The organism is Nocardia wallacei (genome assembly GCF_029869545.1).
Taxonomy (GTDB): domain Bacteria; phylum Actinomycetota; class Actinomycetes; order Mycobacteriales; family Mycobacteriaceae; genus Nocardia; species Nocardia wallacei_A.
On record NZ_JARWQD010000360.1, the window covers coordinates 1 to 22217 of the forward strand.

Consider the following 22217-nt stretch of genomic DNA (forward strand, 5'->3'; position numbering starts at 1 on the left):
GTCGTAATCGTCGTACGCGCGTGCTGGTGGGGCGTCGTATGTGCGAGGGACAGGGACGTCGTATGTGCTGGTCGTGGACTCGTGATCTGCGTTTGCGCGTGCCTCGGGGGCGTTGGGGGGGTCTCCGAGGTTAGGCCGCCCGGGGCCGACGACGACCGTATCGTCGCGGCTGGCGACGCCGCTGCACCGTCGGGCCAGCCGCTGCGGATGAGTTCCTACGCCGCCGGGCCGTTGGGCGCGCAAGCCGTCGACACCGTGCTGAGTCGCCTCGCCGGGACCGAGCCCGCTGTGCTCAGCGTGGCCTTTTCGGGGGCTTGTGTCAGCCTCGGGCGGCGCAGCGGTGTCCGTCAGCTCGCGGGCAAGGACGACCGCCCGGTGAAGGCCTACATCGGCGGGCGGCCCGGGGCGGCGATCAAGGAGCTGACGTGCAAGCTCGGGGTGTCCAAGATTCGCCGGGAGGCCCGCAAACCCGGTTCCCTGATCTGGCCCAAGGGCGGCATCCGGCCCGCACAGTCGGCCGCGGCACAGAATGTCACGTCGCCGTGACCGCCGACGAACATGCCGAGCGGTTCACCCTGTTGCGGCCCCTGCTGTTCACGATCGCCTACGAGGTGCTCGGCTCGGCCACCGAGGCCGACGACGTACTGCAGGACAGCTATCTGCGGTGGGCCGAGGTAGATCTCGCCACGGTGCGAGATACCAAGTCCTACCTGGCGCGGCTGGTGACCCGTCAATCGCTGAACACGTTGCGGGCCAGCGCACGTCGGCGCGAGGACTATATCGGCCCTTGGCTGCCCGAGCCCGTGCTGCTCGACGAGAACGACGCCTCTGCCGACGTGGTGCTCGCCGAGTCGGTGTCCATGGCGATGCTCGTGGTGCTCGAGACGCTCACGCCCGACGAACGTGTGGCGTTCGTGCTGCGCGAGGTATTCGACTTCAGCCACAACGACATCGCCGCCGCGGTAGGCAAACCCGTTGCGACAGTGCGGCAAGCGGCGCACCGTGCCCGCAAGCACGTGCAGGCGCGGCGCCGGCGATTCGAACCCGCCGACACCGCGACGAACGCCCGGATCACCGAGCAGTTCATGGTGGCGGCCGCGACCGGTGATCTGCGCGGACTGCTCTCGCTGCTGGCGGAGGACGCCACCCTCATCGCCGACGGCGGCGGCAAAGCCGCGGCGGCACGCCGCCCGGTGGTGGGCGCGGAGTCGGTGGCCGCACGCCTGGTGAGTCTTTTCCCCAAGCGACGGGCACTACCGGGCTTGCGGATCGAGACGGTGCAGTGCAACGGCGCGCCCGCGCTGGTCGTCTACCGCGGCGACCAGCTGGAGGGAGTGTTCCTGCTCGAGATCACCGGCGACCGGATCACCAATCTCTACGCCGTCCGCAATCCGGACAAGCTCCGCACGGTAACGGTGCCACGCCGCCTCTGCCGACAGCGGGAATCCGGCCTTTCGAAGTAACAGGTCCTCTGGGCCGCCACCGTCGTGAACCTCTCTCAGACGGCGACCGGGTCGTACGCGCTGTGCGCACGCCGCGCCATCGCGACGCCGATTGCGTGCCCCTGGGCGACCAGCCCCTCGTGGACCGCCGGGTCCTTGGACTCGGTGTCGTAGAGGAATTCGATGGATGCGTCACCGATCTGCGAGTAGTCGGCGATGCCGTGCATGGTCTGGGTCGTCAACGCCGTCTTGTATCCGTGCCGGGCGAACGTGCCTTCGCCGAGGCCCGCACCGGCGACGAGATGGAGTTGCTTCACCGCGCTCGGGCTGCCGTGCGCAACATCGTCGTAGGCCCCGAAGACCCGGTCGAACCAGCCCTTGGCGAGTGCGGGCATGGACCACCAGTAGACGGGGAAGAGAACGACGGTCGCATCGACCGATTCGAGCAGTTCCTGCTCACGCCGGACATCGGCGGGAAGCTCCCCGAGCCCACGGTGGTGCGCCAGATCCGCCGTGCGGTAGACCGGATCGAAACCGGATTCCACCAGGTCATGGATGATGGCGGTGGTATTTCCGTCGGACTCGATGCCTCGCTGGATGGCCCGGGCGATGGCCCAGGTGGCCGAGTCGTGGTCAGGATGCGCAACCACGAGCAACACCTTCGGGCGGCCGTTCTCGTTGATCATGTCGGCGACCGTAAACTATGACACTGACGTCAATGTCAAGGAGACACGGCAGCATGCGAATCAGGGACTTGAGCAATGCCACCGGGGCGAGCCCGCGAATGCTCCGGCACTACGAGGGCGCCGGGATTCTCTCGCCCGAACGCGACGCCAACGGATACCGGAACTACCACCCCGACGATGTTCAGGTGGTGGACCACATCCGCTGCCTGCTGGCGTCGGGCCTGTCGCTGGCCGAGGCAGCCGCGATTCTGCAGGTCGCCTGCATCGACCCCGCCGGCGCCTCCGACGCCGACCGGCGGGCCGCGCTGACGCTGCTCGATGAGCGAGCAGGCCAATTGAACGCCGGAATCGCCCGACTCAGGACCCAGGAGGCCGAGATCCTCCGACTCCGCGCGAGCATCGAGACCGAGCCCGGTTCCCGCACTCCTTCACGATAGGTTCCCGGTTTCCGCTAGTGATGCCAAATGTGATGCCATCCAGCACGAAAACGGCCCCGGAACCACTGGTTCCGGGGCCGTTTCCCTAGTAGCGGGGACAGGATTTGAACCTGCGACCTCTGGGTTATGAGCCCAACGAGCTACCGAGCTGCTCTACCCCGCGTCGACGTATTCCACTGTACACGTGTCGGAGGATGCTCTGCAGCGGGGGTGCCTCGCGTCCGAAACCGCTTTGCTCCGACGATGATTCAGCGCCGTCGCGGCGACACCCGGGCCAGTGTCACCGACGCGACGGCGATACCGGCCGCCGTGCCGAGGAAGGCACCGCCGTATCCGGCCGCGCCGATGAACCCGCCGAGGGCGACGGCGCCGAGTCCCAGCCCGCCGTCGTAGGCGATGTTCCAGATGGTGCTCGCCGTCCCGCTGCCCAGGCGTCGAATCGTCAGCACGAACGAATCGTTCTGGCACGCACCGAATCCCGCGCCCAGCAGGATCGCGCCGACGATCAGGGGTCCGTGGGTGCTCGCGACCGAAGCGCCGCCGATGAGCGCCAGTCCCGCCGCGCAGCTCGACACCGACCCCGGCAGCAGCCGACCGGCACCGAGGCGATCGCCGACGAACCCGGCCCCCAGCCGCGCCGCCACCAGCGCGACGGACGCGGCGAGCAGTGCCCACGAGGCGGCGCCCGCCTCCGGAAATGCCACCGGCAGAAAGGTTGTCGCCGCGCCGAAGGCTCCGGCGGTCATCAGGAACAGCGCGATCGGCACCGCGATCGTGCGCATGTCCGCCGTCGAGCCCAGCCGGAATGCGCCACGATGCCCGGTCGGCAACAGCAGCGCCAGCAGCGCTCCGGCGAGCGTGGCGGCCGCGGCGCCCCAGAACACCACCGCGAATCCCCAGGTGCGCGCGGCCCATACGCCTCCGGCCAGCGCCCCCAGGTTGGGCAGGGCGGCGGCGACGCCGTACATCGATGCCGAGGAGGACAGCCTGCCCGCGGCGGCGAGGTCGGCCACGAGCGTGGCTCCCGCCGTGACCACGAGCGCGAAACCGATGCCGCGCACCACCGTGATCGCGATGATCGGTGCGATATCGGGGGCGAGAATGTACAGCGGTGTCGGAGCCCCGAGCAGCACGGCGCCGACCGTCAGCATCGCGCGCAGCGAGAGGATCCGGAACAGCCAGGGTGCGGCCGCCTGCGTGGCCACGGTGGCCGCCATCATGACTCCGGTCGTCGACCCCACGGCGACGCTGGCCGCCCCGCCGGTCGCCGCCCACAGCGGGACCACCGACAGGAGCGCCGCGTAATTGACGAAGGCCAGAAACGTCACGGCGAGCAACACCGCGAACCCACCCCGCCGCGGGACTCGAAAACCGTTGCGGTGGTGGGCATCTCCGGTCGCGATCGGGAGGCAGTCCGCTCCCGGGCCGGTCTCCGCCGTCATAGTCTCCCCTCTCTCCCCGCCCGGCCGGACGTTCCCGCGGCCGGGCACACCTCCACCCTCACGCCGCGGCGAGTATTCTGTCCAACGATGAATCTTGATCCAGTCCATCACGAATCGCGATAGCGGCACATGGATACCCGACTCCTGCGCAGCTTCCTGGCCGTCGCGCGGTCGGGCAGCTTCACCGAGGCTGCGCTGCAACTCGGATTCACCCAGTCGACGGTGACCGGCCACGTGCAGAAACTCGAACGGCAGCTCGGTGACCGGCTGCTGGACCGGCTCTCCTCCGGCGTCGTCGTCACCGAACTCGGCGCCCGCCTGATCGCGCACGCGGAAGAGGTGCTCGCCGCCGAGGACCGGCTGCGGGCGCTCTCCGGCCCCACGGGCGCCCGCCCCTCCGGCACCGTGCGGTTGATCGCGCCGGAATCGCTGTGCACCTACCGGCTGCCCGCCGTCATTGCCGCCGTCCGCGACACGGAACCGGACGTGCAGATCTGGATCGGCCCGGGCGGCATCGGCGACGCGCTGGACGCGGTGCGCCGCGGCACCGCAGACCTCGCACTGACCATGGAACCGCGGACCCCGGCGACCGATCTCGCCCTGGAGAAGATCGGGACGGAGCCGTTACTCCTGCTCGATCACGGTGCGCGGACCGGTGATTCGGCGACGTGGGCCGACCTGGCCCGGCGCGACGCTCTGCTCATCGAGGAGGGCTGCGGCTACAGCGACGACGTCGCCGAGCAGCTCGCCGCCACGGGCGCGACCCCGGGCCGCCGATCCCGCTTCGGCAGCATCGAGGCGATCAAACGCTGCGCCGCCGTCGGCCTGGGCTGGACGGCGCTCCCGGCCGTCAGCGCCGAGGCCGAAATCCGTTCCGGCGAACTACATCCCATCCCCGGCCCGCACCTTCCCGCCTGCGACATCCACATGGCCCTCCACCCCCGCCGCCACCCCAGCCCGGCACTGGAGGTCGTCCGCACCGAACTCCGCCGAACCTGGGGGTAGTTGCCGCACGGGTGTCACCCGGCGAGGCGGGCACACAGGGTTCGATACGTCCACTCCTCCCAGCGGGCGGGCGGCCAGCCGCGTTCCCGGACGAACAGGAGATAGAGCTCGGGGCTGAGCAGGCAGTAGAGCACGTCGGCGGCGTCCGCGGCGGTGAGGCCCGCGGCGAATCCGGGCTTGTCGGCGAGGGCCTCGGCCACGGTGTAGATGTTGGCGTACCTGCCGTCGTCGTCCTGATGCAATTCCGCCTTGACCTCGGAGTCGGCCGCGATCGCGGTGTCCACCACCTTGGCGATGGGTGCGACGCGATCGAGAATGAGCCGCCCGCCGTGGACCGCGATCCGCAGAAGTTCCCGGGCCGTATCCGCCGTGAGGGCGTCGTCGAACCATTGCTGCTCGCGCACGGTCGTGCCGTCGTCACCGGCCACGGTCGCGCGCACCAGCTCCTTCAGCAGCGTGCGCTTGTTGCCGAAGACGAAGTAGACGGACTGAACCGACACCCCGGCATGGTCGGCGATGCCCTGCAGGGTGCTCGCGCCGTAACCGTCCCGGACGAACAACTCCGCCGCCGCGTCGAGGATGCGGCGGCGAGTCTGCCGCGCCCGGGCGCTCTGCCTGCTTGTTGCCATGAACTAGAGCTTACCTCTAGAGTTGACGTCTAGAGTCGAACTCTAATTTCGAGGAGTGAGTTATGCGCAGGACAGTGCAGATCGCCATCACCGTCGCGGCGCTGGCGTTGGCGGCCGTGGCGTCGAGTTCGGGATCCGCCGCGGGCGAGGCGGGCTCGGTGGACGAGGCGGCGCTGGCCGACCTGGAGCAGCGGCAGTGGCAGGCCTGGGAACGTGCCGACGGCGCGGGGTTCGCCGCCACGTTCACCGAGGACGCCGATTTCGTCGCCGTCACCGATGAGCACATCCACGGCCGCGCGGCGATCGCCGAGAGCATGCAGCAGGGTTTCGACACGTTCATGGCCGGTACCCGCATACAACCGGCGCAGGACCGCCGAGTCAGGTTCCTGTCCCCCGACCTGGCGATCGTGATCTCGAGCGGCGTATGCGTACTGCGTCCCGGCGCGACCGAATGCCGCCCGCAGGACCTGTCGATCCAGACCCGCACCGCCGTCGAGCGCGACGGGCAGTGGCTGATCACCGCATTCCACAACGGCAGGGTCGGCCCGCCCCCGGCATAGCCGCCGCATCGTGTGAGGTCCGCGATAACCCGATTGTCGATCTCCCGCTCGACAGGTAGGGTTGCCGACGCCGTATCACATGACCCGGAGGTGAGTTGATGACCGCGCCGAAGACCACTGCTGACAGCGGTGGCCGAGGTCCGCTCACCTCTCGTCGCTGAGCCGAACCGCTCTCCACACCCCCGCTGCGGGACTTTCCCGGACAGCAGTGGTCACTCCTCGAAGTTCTGTCTTTTCTTGTCCGACATGACAATTCAGGAGTCACCCCATCATGTCCAGCAACCGTAACTGGCTGACTCGCCCGGAAACCGAGTCCGATATCGACGCCATCCGCCGCATCACCCTGGCGGCGTTCGACACCGCCTTGGAGGCGGACCTCCTCGATGCCCTGCGCACCGATCCGTCCTGGATCGACGGCCTGTCGATGGTCAGCACCGACAGCGACGGCACGCCGATCGGCCACGCCCTGCTCACCCGGTGTCACATCGGCGACACCCCGGCGCTGTGCCTCGGGCCGTGCTCGGTACTGCCCGAATACCAGCGCACCGGTGCCGGTTCCGCCGCGATCCGGGCGGCGCTGCACGCCGCGAAGGACCACGGCGAATCCTTCGTCGTCGTCCTCGGCCACCCGACCTACTATCCACGGTTCGGATTCGGCCGCGCCGGTGAACACGGCATCCGGCTCAGCATCGAGGTCCCCGACGAGGCACTCATGGCCATGAGCCTCACCGGCCGCCCGCTGCCCGGCGGCACCGTCCGATACGCGGCGCCGTTCGGCATCTGAGCGGCCTGCTCGCGAAGGCCCGGCCCCGCGGGCCGGGCCTTCGTCGCGCCGTCATTCCGGTTGGTGCACATCCGGTCCGGGGTCCCGGTGGTACAGCTCGTCGATCTCCGTGGCGTATTTCTCGGCGATGTTTCGGCGCCTCAGTTTCATGGTGGGGGTGAGTTCGTCACCGCCCGCCGCCCAGAAGGTGGGCAGGATGCGGAATCGGCGGATCTGTTCCACGCGGGAGAGTTCGGCGTTACCGGCCGCGATTCCCGACCTGATGTCGTCGACGACAGCGGCGTCGTTCGCCAAGGTGGCGGCGTCGCCGTCGCGGAGACCGCGCCGCGCGGCGGCCTCGGCGTCGAGCACGATGAGGGCGGTGTTGTAGGGCCGCCCGTCACCGATGGTCGCCATGGCGCCGATCAGTGGTGTGGCGGATTTGACGGTGTTCTCGATGGTGGCCGGTGACATGTTCTTGCCGGAGGCGTTGATGATCAGTTCCTTCTTGCGGTCGACCACCGTCAGGTAGCCGTCCGCGTCGATGGTGATCACGTCGCCGGTGCGCAGCCAGCCCTCGGAATCGATTGCCTCAGCGGTCTTTTCGGGCTCACCCCGGTAGCCCTTCATGACCAGCGGGCCGCGGACGAGAAGTTCGCCGTCGTCGTGCCGGGCCGCCATACCGGGCAGCAGCCTGCCCACGCTGCCCAGCCTGGCATCGCGCGGGTGACTGACGCTGCAGATGCAGGCCAACTCGGACATGCCCCAGATCTCGGCGATCGGAACGCCCAGTCCCGCAAAGAATCCCAGGGTCTGCCGCGGGATGGGCGCGGCACCCGATATCGCCCAGCGGACACGGTCGAGACCGATGCGGGCGCGCAGCGGCGCGAGAACCAGCTCGTCGGCGCGCTCCCAGTCGGCGGCGACATCGGGCGGCAGCGGGGTGCGGGCGAGCTCGTGCGCACCGCGTTCGGCGGCCACCGACAGCGCCCACCGCATGATCTTGCCCCGTTCCGGGTCGGGTTCGGCGGCGACGGCGAATTCGATTGCCGCCTCGAGCTTTTCCCAGACGCGCGGCACCGCTCCCCAGATGGTGGGATGCAGGTCCGCCAGTGCCGGTCCGATCTGCCCCACGTCGGGCACGCAGGTGATCTGGGTTCCGAACGCCTCCTGGAAGTACAGCCCGGTGAGCCGGTCGGCGATGTGTGCGGTGGGCATGTAGGAGGTGATGGTGTCGCCGAAGTGGATGTCGAGTACCTCGCTGACGGCGTAGCACTCGAACATCAGGTTGGCGTGAGTCATCTCCACCCCCTTCGGATTTCCCGTGGTGCCGGAGGTGTAGATCAACGTGGCCACGTCCTCGCTCGACACCGCGCGCCAGGCGGCGTCGAAGTCGAAATCCGCCGGGGCGGCGGCGAGCAGTTCGGCGACCGAGACGGTGCCCGGCGGTGCCTCGTCGAGGCAGACGATGTGGTCGAGTTCGATGCCACTGGCACGCAGCCGGGACACGTACTGCGGTTCGCACACGACCATGCGGGCTCCGGCGTTGCCGAGTACGTGGGCGAGTTGTGCGGCCGACAGTGTGTTGTAGACCGAGAACGAGGTGACGCCCAGGTGTTGCGCACCGACCTCGAAGGGGTAGAAGTCGATCCGGTTGGCCATCATCAGCGCGACCGTATCGCCGCGCCGCACGCCCAGCCCGGCCATTCCCGCGGCGGCCGCGCGGACCCGCCGGGCGTAGTCGCGCCAGGTGAGGGTGTGCTCGTCGCCGGGTGTGCGCAGGGCGACGGCGTCGGGTGCGAGGGCGGCGTTGTGCTGGAAGGCCGCGCAGAGGGTGTCGAAACGGGTTGGCACGAAGCATCCTTCGGTGATCATGGCCGGTTCTCGATCCGGCGAATGAGCGCGGCGAGCCTCGGGTCGCGGGCCAGGCGCCGATCGAGCGCCACGTTGACGACCCCGCGCAGCAGCGCGTACACCTCCCATCCGGACGGCGCGATGGTGTGTGGGGCCCGGCGGCCGATGCCGTCCGCGATGACCCGCGCCGCCGCGGCCGCGGTGATGCGGCGACTCAGCGGCCAGGGCAGCAGGCCGTCGATGGCGCGGCCGAGATCGTCCCGGTCCAGGGTGGCGTGGGTCATGGCCGTGTCCACGACACCGAAGTACGACACGCCCGCGGTGGCGCCGTGGGGCGCGAGTTCCACGCGCAGGGCGCGGCCGAGCTGCTCCACGCCCGCCTTGCTGATCATGTACGGCGACCCGCCCATGCCGGGTGCGAACGCGGCGCAGGAGGACACCACGACCACGTGGCCGCCCACGAGCAGGACATGATCGAGCGCCGGGCGGACGGTGTTGAACGCTCCGGTCAGGTTGACGCCGATCACGCGGTCGAATCCGGCCGGGTCCATGGTGCGCAGCGTGGCCGGTCTCGGGACCACGCCCGCGTTGGCGACGACCACGTCGAGGCGGCCGAAGTGCTCGGCGGTGCGTGCGACGGCCTTATCCATGGCCTCGCGATCGGCGACGTCGGCGCCGAGGGCGAGCGCTCGATCACCGAGTTCCGTGGCCGCCGCTCGGGCAGCGGCCGGGTCGATATCGATCAGCGCGATCGCGGCCCCGCGCCGATGCAGGATCGTGGCCAGCTCGCGGCCGATGCCCTGGCCCGCGCCGGTGATCAGGACGGTCTTGCCGCGCACGTCGTAGTGCGTGCCGAGGATCCGGCGCAGCGACCCGAATGGTCCGATACTCATCACACACGCACCTCGTCCCGGTGGTCGATGTAGTAGGAGCCGGTGTCGAATCGGCTTGTGCGGCCGCGGTATTCGAAGCTCCAGTTGGGGTACAGGCCCGCGTTGCGGCCGTCGGGTGTCTGGTAATAGCTGCTACAGCCGCCGGTGACCCAGACCGTGGATCGGCTGCGCTGCGCCATCTCGTCCAGGAATGCCTGCTGCACTTGCGGTTTCACCTCGACCCGATGCGCCCCGCGGCGGCGCAGCTCGGCGAGCGCGGCGACGATGTAGGCGATCTGCGATTCGATCATGAAGATGGCGGACTGATTGCCAGCCGCCCCGAACGGCCCGAGCGTGCAGAAGAAGTTCGGGAAGCCCGTGAGGGTCGCGCCGAGATAACTCTGCGGCTGCTTGTGATACAGGTCGGCCATCGACAGGCCGTCGCGGCCGACGAACCGGTCGAACGCGCTGGGAGTGGGCGTGAATCCGGTCCCGTAGATGATCACGTCCACCGCGTGCTCGGTGCCGTCCCGAGCCACGATCGAGTGTGGTCGCACCTCATCGATGCCCGCGGTGACCACCCGGACATTGGGCCGGTCGAGCGCGGGGAGATAGGCATCGGAGAAGATCGCCCGCTTGCAGCCGATCATGTAGTCCGGGGTGAGCGCGCGACGCAGGTCCGGGTCGCGGACCTGCCGCAGCAGCTGCAACCTGCCGATGAGCTCGTACGGGTGCCGGAAGCGCTTGTCCACGAACCCGACCAGCCCGAATCCCTCGATCGCGGTGAACCAGCCCCCGCGAATCGCCTTCCCCAGCAAAGGAATACGCCGGAGCAACCGGCGCTCGACGGCGCTCGTGCGCCGGTCGACGCGCGGCATGATCCACGGCGCGGACCGCTGGAACACCACCAGTTCGGCGGCCTGCGGCTGGATCTCGGGCACGAACTGCACCGCGGAGGCGCCGGTGCCGATGACGGCGATCCGCTTACCGGTGAGGTCGTAGTCGTGATCCCAGTGCAGCGAATGAAATGTCCTGCCCGCGAAGGTGTCCAGGCCGGGCAGCGACGGATACTTCGCCTCGGCGAACAGGCCGGTCGCCGAGATCAGGAAGTCCGCCGTGAGCGCGCCGCGGGAGGTCTCGATCCGCCAGCGGGTCCGCGCCTCGTCCCAGCGGGCGTCGAGCAGTTCGGTGCCGAAACGGATGTGGCGCACCACATCGCGCTCGGTGGCGACGGCGCGCAGGTACTCCAGGATCTCCGCCTGCGTGCCGTAGGTGCGCGACCAGTCCGGGTTCGGCGCGAACGAGTAGCTGTACAGGTGCGACGGCACATCGCAGGCGCACCCCGGATAGGTGTTGGCGCTCCAGGTGCCGCCGAGATCGTCGGCGCGCTCGAGGATCACCAGATCGTCGAATCCGGCCTCGCGCAGCTTGATCGCCAGGCCGATACCGCCGAACCCCGAGCCGACGACGACGATGTGCCGGTGCTCGTCGAGGTTGGGTGCGTCGCGTGGTGTCATGGACGTCGCCGTCCCTTCGTATCGTTTCTACAGGTCGATGACCAGCGCATCCCCGGCGGCGCGGGAGACGCAGGTGAGCATGTGGCCGCCGCGTTCGGCGTCGGAGAGCCGGTGGTCGCGATGGTCGACCTCCCCGGCCAGCACCCCGGTCCTGCAGGTGCCACAGAAGCCCTGGCGGCAGGAGTAGACGGCGTCGGGGACCACCCGGCGGATCGCGGTGAGTGCGGTCTCCTCGGCGCCGACGCGGATCGTGCGGCCGGTCCGGGCGAGGGTGAGGTCGAACTCCCGGCCGTCGACCACCGGTGCGGCGGAGAAGCGTTCGGTGTGCAGCGACCCGGTCGGGTTGACGGCGAACATGGCGCGCCGGGCGGCGGCCAGCACCGGGGGCGGCCCGCAAACATACACGGCCGCACCGGGTTCCGCGCGTTCGAGCAGTCCGGCGATATCGGGCACGCCGAATTCGTCGTCCGGGCGGATATCCGCGTCGCCGGGCAGTTCGCCGAGGAACGGCATCGTCGCGCGGGATCGCCCGAGGTAGACGAGCCGACCGCGGTCCCCCGCGGCGCGGACCATCGGCAGGATCGGGGTGATGCCGATGCCGCCCGCGATGAACAGGTACGACGGCGCGTCCACGAAGGTGAACGCGTTGCGCGGTCCGCGCACTCGCAGCGGATCGCCGGTGCGCAGGGCGCGGTGCATCTCGATCGAGCCGCCGCCGCCATCGGCGATGCGCCGCACCGCGATCCGGTATCGGAACCGATCGCCGGGATCGCCGCACAGCGAGTACTGCCGCTGCGCGCCGGAGGGCAGGAACACGTCCAGATGCGCGCCGGGCCGCCATCGCGGCAGCGGTCCCCCGTAGGCGCGGCGCAGCGTGAAGCTGACCACGTCCACGGCCTCGGCGTGCACCTCGTCCACGAGGAGATGCAGATCGAACCCGTTGTGCCGCACCGGATTCCGCCGCGACAGCAGCGGCGCCGCCGGTCCGGAGACGAATACCCGCCGGTAGGCGTCGATCGCCGTGCCCAGCATGCGCAGGCTCGGCGGCGGCGTGAATTCCTCTCTCGCCATGACGGTTTCCATCAGTAACCGGCCGCCCGGGCGGCCGGGGAATGGGCGAGATACCGCAGCGCCTTGTCCATCGAACCGAGCTGCGACGGATGAAAGTCCGCCCGCAGATACCGCGGCATCTCGGTGATGAACACCGTCCAGCTCGGGATCACGCCGCGCCGGGTCGCGCTGACGAACTGACGAAACCACGAGCGGCCCTTGCGCTCCGACGGATCCTGCTTGTACAGGTACGCCGTCGACACGATGAACAGCGGCAGCAGCGTCGCGGTCGCGAGGAGCGCGGTGCGCGCCCGGCGCGCATAACTGCCGTCGACATACTGGAACGCGTCGAAGACGACGCTGCGATGCTCGACCTCCTCGGCACCGTGCCAGCGCACCAGATCCAGCATGGCCGGATGCATCCCCTGCTCCTCCAGAATGTCGGCGTTCAGCAGCCATTCGCCGATCACCGCGGTGAAATGCTCCATGCCCGCGAACAATCCGAGCCGCTCCTTGAGCCACTCCTCCCGGGCGCGGCCGGTCAGCCCGTGGTCGCCGAGGACGCGGTCGACCAGCCACGCGATCTTCGAGACATACGACTCGACGTCCAGGCCGATCGACTGCAGGTGCCTGCGCGCGCCCTCGTGGCTGGCGGCGTGCATCGACTCCTGGCCGATGAAGCCCTGCACCTCCTCCCGCAGCCGGGGGTCGTCGATCGAGGGCAGCGCCTCCGCGAGGCAGTTCGCCATGGCGCGCTCCCCCTCGGGCAGCACCAGATGCATCACGTTGACGATGTGGGTCGCGAGGACCTCGCCGGGGATGTAGTGCATCGGCACCGAATCGAAGTCGAAGTGCACGTCCCGGGCATTGATCGCGTGCGCCTCGTCGCGGTAGGTGCGCTCCGTCGCGTCAGCCGTCTCAGCCATGAACCGACCGTACATTGCAACATTTGGTATGGCAATGTGGCAGCCACATCAGGCGTGTGAATGTTGCAACGGTGTGGGAAATCGGTATCGTCGAGGGATGACTGCCGCGTCGACCAGCCCCGTCAGCCCGCGAAGCGAGGACGACAGCATCGAATCGCGCATCCTGGACGCGGCGCTGGTGCAGTTCGAGAAACTCGGCCTGAAGAAGACCACCATCGAGGACGTCGCCCGGCAGGCCGGGGTCGACCGCGTCACGGTCTACCGCCGGGTCGGCTCCCGCGACGACCTGGTCCAGGCCGTGGTGAGCCGCGAGGTCGGCGCCGTCCTGACCGAGGTCGCGCAGCTTCCCGATCGCCACGACGACATCGCCGACCTGGTCGCCGACATCTTCGTCACCGTCCTGACCCGATGGCGCAGCCATGCCCTGGTCCACCGGATGCTCACCGTCGAGCCCGACCGCGTCATCACCAAGCTCACCACCGAGGGCGCGACGACCTTCGCGATGTCCGTGGCCACCACCGCGGCCGCCCTCGAACGCGCCGCCGAGCTCGGACTACTGCCCGAGACGCCCGACCTGATCGGCCGCGCGGAGGTCGTCTGCCGCGTGGTTCATTCGCTCATCCTCGCCCCCGCGGGCGGAATGCGCCTCGAATCCGATTCCGAGATGGACGAATTCGCGCGGCGGTATCTCCTGCCGATCATCGTCGGCTGAGGGCCGTCGCCTCCTCGTCCCGCGGCGTCGCCCCGCCCGCGGACCGTTGAACTCGCACCCAGGTGTTGTTCACCGCGGAGGTGCCCGACAGCGGGTCCACCAGGGCGGGGTCGTGCAGCAGGTTCACGTTCGCCCCCGGTAGGGCCGCCGCGACCTGCCATCCGACGCCGGGTTCGCGATGGCCCCAGCCGTGCGGAATGGCGACGGTACCGGCGCGGATCTCCTCGCTGACCTCGAGGGTCACCACGATCGAGCCCGTCGGCGACGACACCGTCACCGGCTCGCCGTCGGTGAGCCCGCGCTCGCGCGCGTCGGCGGGATGCATCAGCGCGGTGCAGCGGTCGCGGCCCTTCACCATGGCCGGGACGTTGTGCAGCCAGGAGTTGTTGCTGCGCAGATGTCGGCGGCCGATCAGTTGCAGGTCGTAGCCGTCGCTTCCGGCCGCGGGAGCCTCGTGCGCGGACGCGAGCAATTCGCGTGCGGCGGTGACGAAGTCGGGCGGTGCGAGATGCACCTTGCGGTCGCGCGTACCGATCAGCGAGGGCAGCCGCGGCCGCAACGGTCCCAGATCGACTCCGCCGGAGGCGGCGCGCACCTTGGCGATGGTCAGTCCTTTCCGCCCGCGCCGCAGCACCCCGTAGGGTCCGGCGGCCACACCGAGCGCCGCCATGCGCATCGGACTGAGCCGCTCGAACAGGCCGTTCAGCGCGCGCGTGGTGAACCGGCGGGCGGGCAGCGGCACCAGTTCGGTGATCATCCGCGCCAGGATCTGCCAATCCTCGAGGCCCTGCGCCGAAGGCTCGAACACCCGGGCGTCGTAGCGCAGGTTGTTGCGCACGCTGAACACCGGGAACAGCAGGTTGACATCCTCGCGCTCCAGCGGCGAGATCGGCGGCAGGATGATGTCGGCGTGCCGGCTGGTCTCGGTGACGTACATGTCCACGGCCACAAAGAAATCCAGCGATTCCAGCGCCGCGTCGAGCCGCCCGCGCTGCGGCGTCGAGAGCACCGGATTCCCGGCGTAGGTGATCATCGCCCGGACCTGCCCGGGGCCCGGGGTGAGGATCTCGTCGGCGAGGGCCGCGACAGGCAGCTCGGAGCGGAACGACTTGTACCGCCCGGAGCGATCGGTCCACGCGCCGTGCGCCATCGGCAGGTACTTGGCGAACCTCGCCGCATCGACCGGCGGCGTCGCGAACATCTGCCCGCCGGGGCGGTCCAGGTTCCCGGTGACGGCGTTGATCGTATTCACCAGCCAGTGCGTCAGCGTGCCGGTCACCTGCTGGCATACGCCGATTCGCGCGTACAGCACCGCCGAGCGGGCCGCCGCGTGCTCGCGCGCCAGGGTGCGAATGGTGTCCGCGTCGACGCCCGCGTGCGGCGCCGCCCGCTCCGGAGTGAACTCCGCGACCACCGAACGCAGCTCGTCCCACCCCGCGCACCGCGCACGCACAACCCCTGTGTCACAGAGGTTTTCGGTAACCAGCACCTGCAGCATCGCCAGGAGCAGGTACGCGTCGCCTCCGGGTCTCACCGCGATGTGCTCGTCGGCCAGCCGCGCGGTCTCGGTGCGCCGCGGATCGATGACGACGACCTTGCCGCCCCGCGTCCGCACCCGGCGAATCCGCTGCTTGGCATCGGGCATGGTGGTCACCGACCCGTTCGACACCGCCGGATTCGCGCCCAGGATCACCAGCCGATCGGTGCGATCGATATCGGCGATCGGCATCAGCACGTTCGAGCCGAACATCCGCCATGCCGCGAACTCCTGCGGGAACTGATCGATCGACGACGCGGTATAGAAGTTCCGCGTCAGCAGCACCGCGCGCAGCAGGGCGCCGTACAGCACCGATGAGCTATGTGCCGCAGGATTTCCCAGATACATGGCGATCGCGCTCGGGCCGTGCGCGCGCCGGATGCCGCGCAGCCGCTGCCCGATCTCGCGGAATGCCGCGTCCCAGCCGATCGGCTCGAACCGATCACCGACCCGCCGCACCGGCGTCCGCAACCGGTCCGGATCGTGGTGCAGCCCGCCCATCGCCGTCGCCTTCGGGCAGATATAACCCTGCGAGAGAACATCTTCCGGATTCCCCTCGATCCTGGTCACCCGCTCGCCCTCGACGGTGACCAGGATCCCGCAGTGCGCCTCACACAGGGTGCACTGACGAGCGACAATGCGACTATCCATGCCCCATCTTCTCACGCAGGCCACGCCCAGGAGAAGACTCATCGCCCTCGAATCCGATTCCGGCAATTCACGGACAGAGGTTCCCCGGCACACATATGCTGCAACGCGTTCTACTGCTGAAGGGGGTGGTGAGCGTGTCATTGTCGATGCGAGCCGCCGCGATGGCGCTCGGCGCGGTGCTGATCGCGGCCCTGGCGCCCGCCGGAGCCGGCGCGGAAACGACAACTTTCACTGATATCGGGGCGGTTTCGGTGCCGCGGGCCGAGTGCGGGCCGGGCTCGATGCCCGAACCCGGACTGCAGGGCGACGTTCCGGCGGAGGATCGCAACAGCGGCCGCAGCCGCCAGGGTTACCAGTGCAACATGTTTCAGGTGGGCGGCCTCCAGGAGCGGGGTGGGGGCATCCTGTCGGTCACCTTCGAGCACTGCTCGTACACGAGCACCTTCTTCCCGGGCAACCTGTTCGACCCGGCGGCGCCGGGTGTGCACGTCCTCGATGTCTCCGATCCCGCCCGCCCGGTGCGCACGGCCTCGCTCGACGAGCCCGCGATGCTGGGCGGCACCTGGGAGTCGCTGAAGGTCAACAAGGAGCGAAAGCTGCTGGCCGCCACCGCGGTTCCGGTCGCCATGGGCACCGCCTACTTCTCCGTCTACGACATCTCCGACTGCGCCCATCCGCGGCTGCTCAACCGCGGGCCGGGGACCGACCTGACGATGCCGCTGCCGTTCCTGTCGCACGAGGGCGGCTTCTCCCCGGACGGCAACACCTACTGGGCGTCCGGAGTCGGGCCGGGTGTGCTCAGCGCCATCGACATTCGCGATCCGGCGAATCCGCGCATCATCTGGCAGAGCGTGCAGGCGCTGACCAACCACGGCTTCGGGATCAGCCCGGACGGCGACCGGATGTACCTGTCGATCCAGACCGGCATCAACATCCTCGACATCAGCGCGATCCAGCGCCGCGACCCGTATCCCGTAGTGCCGCAACTGGCTACGTACCTGTGGGCGGACGGGCTGTTCAATCAGCACAGCGTGCCGGTGAGCTACGGCGGCAGGCCCTACATCTTCACGCCCGACGAGGCCAGCTCCGGCGGCGTCAAACTCATCGATGTCGCCGACCCGCGGCGCGCGAGGATCGTGCGGACGCTCAAGCTCGAGATCCAGCTGTCGGGCAATGCCGACGACCAATGGCGTTCGGCCATGGGCGGTTCCGCGTACTCCTACGACTCGCACTACTGCGCCGCCGACCGCCAGGTCGATCCGACGGCGCTGGCGTGCTCGTGGGGACAGGCCGGAATCCGGGTGTTCGACGTGCGCGACATCGACGACATCCGCGAGATCGCCTACTACAACCCACCGGCGCAGACCGGCAAAACCGCACTGCAGCTTCCGAATTCGGCGCACGCGGTCGCCTCGACCCTGGGTGTGCCGGTGTTCGGGCTGATTCCGCTGCTGCGTGACAGCATCGAGGGCCGCGTCGATCCGGGCACCCTGCTCGGACCGCGGGCCGGGCAGCTGGCCTTCGGCGATCTGTCGGCCGACTGGTGCCTGTCGCCGCCGGAGTTCCACGGCACCCAGCTCTGGACCTCGTGCACCGACAACGGATTCATGGCCCTGGAGCTCGGCAACGACGTGTATTCGCCACCCGCGAACCAGGATTCGACCGTTGGCTCGTAGCGCCGGCCGGGCGGCCGCCGTCCTCGCGCTCGTCCTCGCGGCCTTCGCCGCGGGCCACTGGCTGTGGCCCGCGCCGGACGAGCCGGGAGTGCGGCTCTCGGCCGTGGACATCGGATTCGCTCAGGACATGTCGGCACATCATGATCAGGCAATCCTGTTGTCGCACACACTGTCTCGTGAGGTGTCACCGCAGGTGCGCGCGCTGGCCGACCAGATAGCCGCCGCCCAGACCGCGGAGACCGCCATGATGCAGGGCTGGCTGGCGCTGGCCGACCGGCCCCGCTCGTCCGACGGTTCGATGGCCTGGATGCACGACGACGGCGGGCACGGTGCCCACCGTTCGCCCGAGGGCCCGCCGATGCCGGGCATGGCGAGCACCGGCGACATCGCGCGCTTGGGCGGCCTCCGCGGTGTCGAGGCGGAGCGGCTGTTTCTCCAGTTGATGATTCGGCACCATCGCGGGGGCGTGGACATGGCGCAGGCCGCCTACGACCGCGGCCGCACCGCGGCGGTGCGCCGGGCCGCGATCGAATTCGTCCGGCAACAGAACAGTGAAACAGGTCTCATGACCGCCCTCTTGACGGCCCGCGGCGCCGAGCAACTCCCGTATCCATGACGAATCATCCGGTTCGCGAATGATGGTGGCACGCTTCACCTTCCCACCGGTGGAGGCGAGCCTTCTCAGCTTTTTCTGAGCTAACGCAGGTACGTTTTGTCCTGTTTCGCCCAATGACAGACAAAGCAACTCGGGGAGCTGTATGCCTGCCATGAGCCTCACTACGCCGCATCGCGCGCTCGTTCTCACCTACGGATCACTACTCGCGACCGTCGCGGGCTTCGTCAACGCCGTAGCCATCCTGACCTTGGCCATCCCGGTCGCCAACGTGACCGCGACGACGACCCAGCTGGGGATGGACGCCGCCAGCCCGTGGATGTTCGAAACCAGCCTGCTCGTCGCCATCATCCTCGGATTCATGATGGGTGCCGCGTCGGCCGGGGCGGTCCTGGCCCCGGCGAAAACCCATGCGGGAGTGCGACACAGCGCCATCATGGCCGGTGAGGCGTTACTGCTGTTGCTGGCCTTCGCCTGGTCGGGAGACCTGCTGTCGGTCTTCCTGGCCGCGCTCGCCTGCGGCCTGCAGAACGGGACGAGTTCCAGTCTGCGGACGATGCAGATCCGCACCACCCATTTCACCGGCACCGTCACCGATCTCGGCCTGCTGATCGGGCGTGCCCGACGGCACCGTTTCGACCACTGGCGAGCCGCCGTCCTGTCGGCCACCGTCGTCACCTTCATCACCGGCAGCGTCGCGGGCACCATCCTCGGCAGCCGCCTCGGCGAGGCGGCACTGCTGCTACCCGCCGCGGTCTGCGTCCTCATCGCCCTCGCCGGACTCGCCTACGACCGCCGCCGCCACCTCCTCACCCCGCCCCCCGAATCCGGATCACCCACCACCGACCGCGGCGAACCGGAACTGCAACGAACCTCGTGACAGCTCGAGCAGGCCGACCCCGGCCGTGCGGTGAGTTCACACACTTCCACAGCGGATGTACGGCGTATAGGTTGTGCATTGCATGGTTCCCGGCTTCGGAGTGGAGGAGACCGCGGCGGTGGATGCGAGAGTGGCGCAGGCCCGGCAGGAACGCCGGCGCGTGGTCATAGCCGCGGCGGCGGGGTTGATCGCCGCCTGCGGCTACCGCGCGGCCAGCATGGAGGAGATCGCGTGCCGGGCCGGGATCAGTAAGCCGGTGCTGTACAAATCGTTCTCGAGCAAGCTGGAACTGTATCTGGCGGTCCTGCACGACGCCGTGCAGGTGCTGGAGGACACGCTCACCGCGGCGCTCGACCGCGCCGACAGCATGGAATCGATCGTGACCGCGACGGTGGCCGCGGTCTTCGACTTCGCCGACACCCACCCGCGCAGCGCAACCCTGCTGGCCGACGCGGCCGTGGCCGAGGAGCCCTCGGCGCAGCGCATGGCCCACCGGGCCTCCGCGATCTGCACCGACGCACTCGCCCGGGCACTGACACCGTTCCCGCTACCGCGTGCCGAACAGGGCTGGCTGATCACCGCCGAACTGGTCGCCATCGCCCAATCGTGCGCCAAGCACTGGGCCGCCACCGGCAAGCTCCTCCCCAAACCCGACGCCGTCGCCACCACCGCCAGCCTGTGCTGGACCGGCCTCGCCGGAGTCCGCCCCAGCAAGCACCACTGACCGAATCGTCCCAACCTTTTCGGGGGCCGGGCGGTCTACACCGGCATGAACGCAAACCAACACCGAACACCGCCCGCCGGCCCGGCGCGTGTCGTGCCGGGCTTCCGCCCTGTCGGCGGGCTCGGGACCGCCTTCGTGCTGCTGATCGGAACAGCGTGCACCATGCTGGCGATGACGCTCGTCCTCCGCTGGATCGGGTATGCGACGGTGAAGTCGCGGGTGTACGGGGAGGTCGGCCGCGAGACCTATGCGGCGGGCCGAAACACGTTGGGCCCGCTCGAGGTCGGCCTGTGGCCTGCGGCGTTCGTGGTGATGCTGGCCGCTTGGATCGTGCTCGTCGTGTGGCTCGCACGGGCGCGGGCCAACGTCGACAATTTCGCGCCGTCTCCGCAGGCGCTGTCCGCGAAGTGGGCGCTGTGGTCGTGGCCGGTCCCACCGGTCTCGCTGTGGTTCCCCGCTCTTTTCGTGAACGACATAGACAAGGCGTCGTCGCCGCGCCGCCCGGGAGGTGTTGCGGCGGTGGTGATGTGGTGGTCGGCCTGGCTACTCGCCTGGGTATCGTTCTGGGTGTCGATCACCGCCCTGCGCCCCAACCGGGGGCGGACCGTCCAGACCATGGACAGCGGCGACCTCGACGCGCTGTTCCACTACAGCGCGATGCGCAGTATCTCGGTCGTATTGTTCTGCTCGGCAGCGATCGCCCTCGCGGTCATCGTCATCCGCGTCGGACGCTCGCAAAGGACGTGGGCCAGCATCATTTAGGTAACGCGCAATGCGGCCGAAGATGCCGTCCAGCACGAAAACGGCCCCGGAACCAGTGGTTCCGGGGCCGTTTCCCTAGTAGCGGGGACAGGATTTGAACCTGCGACCTCTGGGTTATGAGCCCAGCGAGCTACCGAGCTGCTCCACCCCGCGTCGGTGAACACAACATTACACACACGTGCCGGACATACACAAATCGCCTGGCCAGCCGGTATTTCGAGGGTCTCGGAGATGATCTCGGGGAGGAGTCCGCACACCCCGCTCCGGCGCCACCGTGAGCAAGGTCACCGCACTCCGGCGGATCGCGGTCGCGGTGGGCGCGACCAAGATCGAACGTGCCCCGCGGCGACGCCCGCATACGGATGCGCATCGCCGTCCCCGACATAGGCACCGAACCATTCGTATTCATCCCCGTGCACGCGCGCGTCACCCGCGCAACCCCTGCAAAACGTGATCCACACCACTTTTCCGGGGTGATCTGCAACACATAACGAATGCATAACAGACCGTCCAGAATTTACAAATGGAGCATAGCCAACCTGCATCAACCCACTAATTGCAGTTATTCGCTTCATGCATTCCTGCCTGTTATCAAGACGTGATCTGTCGAAATAGGTTCGTTATCGTCGTGCTCGGCCCGGATCGACCCCGTGATGGGCACCGACCCGAACCGCTGCACACCGGCAACCCTGCCCCGCGGTTCGAGGGATCCCCGACCTCCTGGGGGCAGGGACCGGCGGGCGACCGCCGGGCTGGTGGGCGCAGGGAGGGAATCCACCATGAAACAGAACCGGAAGATCAGCAGTCGCGCCCTCGGCCTCGCCGCCGTCACCGGCGCCCTTGTTGCCGTCCCGTTCGCCATGTCCAGCACGGCCTCGGCCGCACAGCACGACTGGGACGGTGTCGCCCAGTGCGAGAGCGGCGGCAACTGGGGCATCAACACCGGCAACGGCTACTACGGGGGCCTGCAGTTCTCGCAGAGCACCTGGAACGCCAACGGTGGCAGCGGCAGCCCCGCCAACGCCTCCAAGGAGGAGCAGATCCGCGTCGCGGAGAACGTGCTCGCCACCCAGGGCGTCGGCGCCTGGCCGGTGTGCGGCCAGTACCTGCGCTGGGGTGCGGGGACCGAGGAGGAGCCCGCCCAGACCGAACCGGCCCAGCCGGAGCCCGAGCCGCTGGCCGCGCAGGCCCCGGCCCCGTCCGAGCGCCAGGCCCTGATCGAGCAGGCCAAGGCGGCCGGCGACCAGGTGGCCGCGCAGTTCGGTGTCGGCGGTCAGTACCACCAGCTCCTGGAGCAGAACAGCGGACTGATCGACTCGCTCGGCCGCTGATCCGAAGACTCCTCCATACCGGGAGAGGGGCGGCACCGGCCGCCCCGCCCCAAGGAGTTGGGGGGGAGCGGCGGGATAGAAAACCACATCAAAACCCCCAGCGGAATTTTATGGTATAACACATACTAGAAGATGAACAACCAAAACC

At 68.9% G+C, this 22217-nt stretch carries 21 protein-coding genes, 2 tRNA genes and 1 pseudogene; 13 read left to right on the forward strand and 11 right to left on the reverse strand.

Annotated elements, in window-relative coordinates:
* Positions 1-147 precede the first annotated feature (147 nt).
* A pseudogene (locus tag QH290_RS32960) lies at positions 148-546 on the forward strand (FAD-dependent oxidoreductase); the annotation flags it as partial.
* Positions 543-1463: an RNA polymerase sigma-70 factor gene (locus tag QH290_RS32965; RefSeq protein ID WP_280387191.1), complete on the forward strand. Its 921-nt coding sequence runs from the start codon at positions 543-545 to the stop codon at positions 1461-1463. The pseudogene QH290_RS32960 and the gene QH290_RS32965, both read left to right, overlap by 4 nt.
* Before the next feature lie 35 nt (positions 1464-1498).
* On the opposite strand, the gene QH290_RS32970 is transcribed toward QH290_RS32965, so the two are convergent.
* A complete protein-coding gene (locus QH290_RS32970) occupies positions 1499-2128 on the reverse strand; it encodes an NAD(P)H-dependent oxidoreductase (RefSeq protein ID WP_280265699.1) in 630 nt (209 codons plus the stop codon).
* A gap of 53 nt (positions 2129-2181) precedes the next feature.
* Between QH290_RS32970 and QH290_RS32975 the strand changes: the two genes are divergently transcribed.
* Complete coding sequence (locus QH290_RS32975; RefSeq protein WP_280265700.1) at positions 2182-2565, forward strand: MerR family transcriptional regulator; 384 nt, start codon at positions 2182-2184, stop codon at positions 2563-2565.
* 89 nt (positions 2566-2654) lie between these two features.
* Here QH290_RS32975 and QH290_RS32980 read toward each other — a convergent pair.
* A tRNA-Met gene (locus tag QH290_RS32980) sits at positions 2655-2728 on the reverse strand.
* A gap of 85 nt (positions 2729-2813) precedes the next feature.
* Positions 2814-4007, reverse strand: coding sequence for an MFS transporter (locus QH290_RS32985; protein WP_280387194.1), 1194 nt, complete (start codon positions 4005-4007; stop codon positions 2814-2816).
* Between the two features lie 129 nt (positions 4008-4136).
* Between QH290_RS32985 and QH290_RS32990 the strand changes: the two genes are divergently transcribed.
* A complete protein-coding gene (locus QH290_RS32990; RefSeq protein ID WP_280387196.1) occupies positions 4137-5012 on the forward strand; it encodes a LysR family transcriptional regulator in 876 nt (291 codons plus the stop codon).
* A 14-nt stretch (positions 5013-5026) separates the two neighbouring features.
* On the opposite strand, the gene QH290_RS32995 is transcribed toward QH290_RS32990, so the two are convergent.
* Positions 5027-5641 carry a TetR/AcrR family transcriptional regulator gene (locus QH290_RS32995; RefSeq protein ID WP_280387198.1) on the reverse strand — a complete coding sequence of 205 codons (615 nt, stop codon included), beginning with the start codon at positions 5639-5641 and terminating at the stop codon, positions 5027-5029.
* 62 nt (positions 5642-5703) lie between these two features.
* Here QH290_RS32995 and QH290_RS33000 point away from each other — a divergent pair, with 62 nt between their 5' ends.
* Positions 5704-6201 carry an SgcJ/EcaC family oxidoreductase gene (locus QH290_RS33000; RefSeq protein ID WP_280387200.1) on the forward strand — a complete coding sequence of 166 codons (498 nt, stop codon included), beginning with the start codon at positions 5704-5706 and terminating at the stop codon, positions 6199-6201.
* A 271-nt stretch (positions 6202-6472) separates the two neighbouring features.
* Entirely contained in the window at positions 6473-6985 is a 513-nt protein-coding gene (locus tag QH290_RS33005; RefSeq protein ID WP_280387202.1) for a GNAT family N-acetyltransferase, read from the forward strand.
* Between the two features lie 51 nt (positions 6986-7036).
* Here QH290_RS33005 and fadD11 read toward each other — a convergent pair whose 3' ends face one another.
* Genes fadD11 through QH290_RS33030 form a run of 5 tightly spaced genes read right to left on the reverse strand, consistent with a single transcriptional unit; the run spans position 7037 to position 13183 of the window.
* On the reverse strand, positions 7037-8818 hold the full coding sequence (gene fadD11 / locus QH290_RS33010) for a fatty acid--CoA ligase FadD11 (protein ID WP_280387204.1): 1782 nt from the start codon (positions 8816-8818) through the stop codon (positions 7037-7039).
* A gap of 17 nt (positions 8819-8835) precedes the next feature.
* Complete coding sequence (locus QH290_RS33015; protein ID WP_280387206.1) at positions 8836-9711, reverse strand: short-chain dehydrogenase/reductase; 876 nt, start codon at positions 9709-9711, stop codon at positions 8836-8838.
* Positions 9711-11207, reverse strand: a complete 1497-nt coding sequence (locus QH290_RS33020) for a flavin-containing monooxygenase (protein ID WP_280387208.1) — start codon at positions 11205-11207, stop codon at positions 9711-9713. The genes QH290_RS33015 and QH290_RS33020 overlap by 1 nt, the downstream gene beginning before the upstream one ends.
* Positions 11208-11234: 27 nt before the next feature.
* Positions 11235-12278 (reverse strand): PDR/VanB family oxidoreductase, encoded by a 1044-nt coding sequence (locus QH290_RS33025; RefSeq protein ID WP_280387209.1) that lies wholly within the window; start codon positions 12276-12278, stop codon positions 11235-11237.
* Between the two features lie 11 nt (positions 12279-12289).
* Complete coding sequence (locus tag QH290_RS33030; protein WP_280387211.1) at positions 12290-13183, reverse strand: metal-dependent hydrolase; 894 nt, start codon at positions 13181-13183, stop codon at positions 12290-12292.
* Positions 13184-13280: 97 nt separating this feature from the next.
* On the opposite strand from QH290_RS33030, the gene QH290_RS33035 reads away from it, so the two are divergent.
* The gene (locus QH290_RS33035; protein WP_280268818.1) at positions 13281-13895 is read left to right on the forward strand and encodes a TetR/AcrR family transcriptional regulator; all 615 of its coding nucleotides are present in this window, start codon (positions 13281-13283) and stop codon (positions 13893-13895) included.
* On the opposite strand, the gene QH290_RS33040 is transcribed toward QH290_RS33035, so the two are convergent.
* On the reverse strand, positions 13882-16083 hold the full coding sequence (locus QH290_RS33040) for a molybdopterin oxidoreductase family protein (protein ID WP_280387213.1): 2202 nt from the start codon (positions 16081-16083) through the stop codon (positions 13882-13884). The genes QH290_RS33035 and QH290_RS33040 overlap by 14 nt on opposite strands.
* A gap of 146 nt (positions 16084-16229) precedes the next feature.
* On the opposite strand from QH290_RS33040, the gene QH290_RS33045 reads away from it, so the two are divergent.
* The 5 genes from QH290_RS33045 to QH290_RS33065 all read left to right on the forward strand — a co-directional run bounded on the left by QH290_RS33045 (position 16230) and on the right by QH290_RS33065 (position 20738).
* A complete protein-coding gene (locus QH290_RS33045; protein WP_280268824.1) occupies positions 16230-17759 on the forward strand; it encodes an LVIVD repeat-containing protein in 1530 nt (509 codons plus the stop codon).
* A complete protein-coding gene (locus QH290_RS33050; protein WP_280387215.1) occupies positions 17749-18375 on the forward strand; it encodes a DUF305 domain-containing protein in 627 nt (208 codons plus the stop codon). Before QH290_RS33045 ends, QH290_RS33050 begins: the two co-directional genes overlap by 11 nt.
* 151 nt (positions 18376-18526) lie before the next feature.
* Positions 18527-19252 carry a YoaK family protein gene (locus tag QH290_RS33055; protein WP_280387216.1) on the forward strand — a complete coding sequence of 242 codons (726 nt, stop codon included), beginning with the start codon at positions 18527-18529 and terminating at the stop codon, positions 19250-19252.
* 82 nt (positions 19253-19334) lie between these two features.
* Positions 19335-19976 carry a TetR/AcrR family transcriptional regulator gene (locus QH290_RS33060; protein WP_280264380.1) on the forward strand — a complete coding sequence of 214 codons (642 nt, stop codon included), beginning with the start codon at positions 19335-19337 and terminating at the stop codon, positions 19974-19976.
* A gap of 171 nt (positions 19977-20147) precedes the next feature.
* The gene (locus QH290_RS33065) at positions 20148-20738 is read left to right on the forward strand and encodes a DUF4328 domain-containing protein (protein ID WP_280387218.1); all 591 of its coding nucleotides are present in this window, start codon (positions 20148-20150) and stop codon (positions 20736-20738) included.
* A gap of 79 nt (positions 20739-20817) precedes the next feature.
* On the opposite strand, the gene QH290_RS33070 is transcribed toward QH290_RS33065, so the two are convergent.
* Positions 20818-20891 (reverse strand) — tRNA-Met (locus tag QH290_RS33070).
* 626 nt (positions 20892-21517) lie between these two features.
* Between QH290_RS33070 and QH290_RS33075 the strand changes: the two genes are divergently transcribed.
* The gene (locus QH290_RS33075) at positions 21518-22069 is read left to right on the forward strand and encodes a transglycosylase family protein (protein ID WP_280264382.1); all 552 of its coding nucleotides are present in this window, start codon (positions 21518-21520) and stop codon (positions 22067-22069) included.
* Positions 22070-22217 lie beyond the last annotated feature (148 nt).

What these genes read in the sequence shown, in the direction of transcription:
- QH290_RS32970 (WP_280265699.1), bottom strand. Translation starts at nt 2,128, where the DNA reads ATGATCAACGAGAACGGCCGCCCGAAGGTGTTGCTCGTGGTTGCGCAT.
- QH290_RS32975 (WP_280265700.1), top strand. Translation starts at nt 2,182, where the DNA reads ATGCGAATCAGGGACTTGAGCAATGCCACCGGGGCGAGCCCGCGAATG.
- QH290_RS32985 (WP_280387194.1), bottom strand. Translation starts at nt 4,007, where the DNA reads ATGACGGCGGAGACCGGCCCGGGAGCGGACTGCCTCCCGATCGCGACC.
- QH290_RS32990 (WP_280387196.1), top strand. Translation starts at nt 4,137, where the DNA reads ATGGATACCCGACTCCTGCGCAGCTTCCTGGCCGTCGCGCGGTCGGGC.
- QH290_RS32995 (WP_280387198.1), bottom strand. Translation starts at nt 5,641, where the DNA reads ATGGCAACAAGCAGGCAGAGCGCCCGGGCGCGGCAGACTCGCCGCCGC.
- QH290_RS33000 (WP_280387200.1), top strand. Translation starts at nt 5,704, where the DNA reads ATGCGCAGGACAGTGCAGATCGCCATCACCGTCGCGGCGCTGGCGTTG.
- QH290_RS33005 (WP_280387202.1), top strand. Translation starts at nt 6,473, where the DNA reads ATGTCCAGCAACCGTAACTGGCTGACTCGCCCGGAAACCGAGTCCGAT.
- QH290_RS33015 (WP_280387206.1), bottom strand. Translation starts at nt 9,711, where the DNA reads ATGAGTATCGGACCATTCGGGTCGCTGCGCCGGATCCTCGGCACGCAC.
- QH290_RS33020 (WP_280387208.1), bottom strand. Translation starts at nt 11,207, where the DNA reads ATGACACCACGCGACGCACCCAACCTCGACGAGCACCGGCACATCGTC.
- QH290_RS33025 (WP_280387209.1), bottom strand. Translation starts at nt 12,278, where the DNA reads ATGGCGAGAGAGGAATTCACGCCGCCGCCGAGCCTGCGCATGCTGGGC.
- QH290_RS33030 (WP_280387211.1), bottom strand. Translation starts at nt 13,183, where the DNA reads ATGGCTGAGACGGCTGACGCGACGGAGCGCACCTACCGCGACGAGGCG.
- QH290_RS33035 (WP_280268818.1), top strand. Translation starts at nt 13,281, where the DNA reads ATGACTGCCGCGTCGACCAGCCCCGTCAGCCCGCGAAGCGAGGACGAC.
- QH290_RS33040 (WP_280387213.1), bottom strand. Translation starts at nt 16,083, where the DNA reads ATGGATAGTCGCATTGTCGCTCGTCAGTGCACCCTGTGTGAGGCGCAC.
- QH290_RS33045 (WP_280268824.1), top strand. Translation starts at nt 16,230, where the DNA reads ATGCGAGCCGCCGCGATGGCGCTCGGCGCGGTGCTGATCGCGGCCCTG.
- QH290_RS33055 (WP_280387216.1), top strand. Translation starts at nt 18,527, where the DNA reads ATGAGCCTCACTACGCCGCATCGCGCGCTCGTTCTCACCTACGGATCA.
- QH290_RS33060 (WP_280264380.1), top strand. Translation starts at nt 19,335, where the DNA reads ATGGTTCCCGGCTTCGGAGTGGAGGAGACCGCGGCGGTGGATGCGAGA.
- QH290_RS33065 (WP_280387218.1), top strand. Translation starts at nt 20,148, where the DNA reads ATGACGCTCGTCCTCCGCTGGATCGGGTATGCGACGGTGAAGTCGCGG.
- QH290_RS33075 (WP_280264382.1), top strand. Translation starts at nt 21,518, where the DNA reads ATGAAACAGAACCGGAAGATCAGCAGTCGCGCCCTCGGCCTCGCCGCC.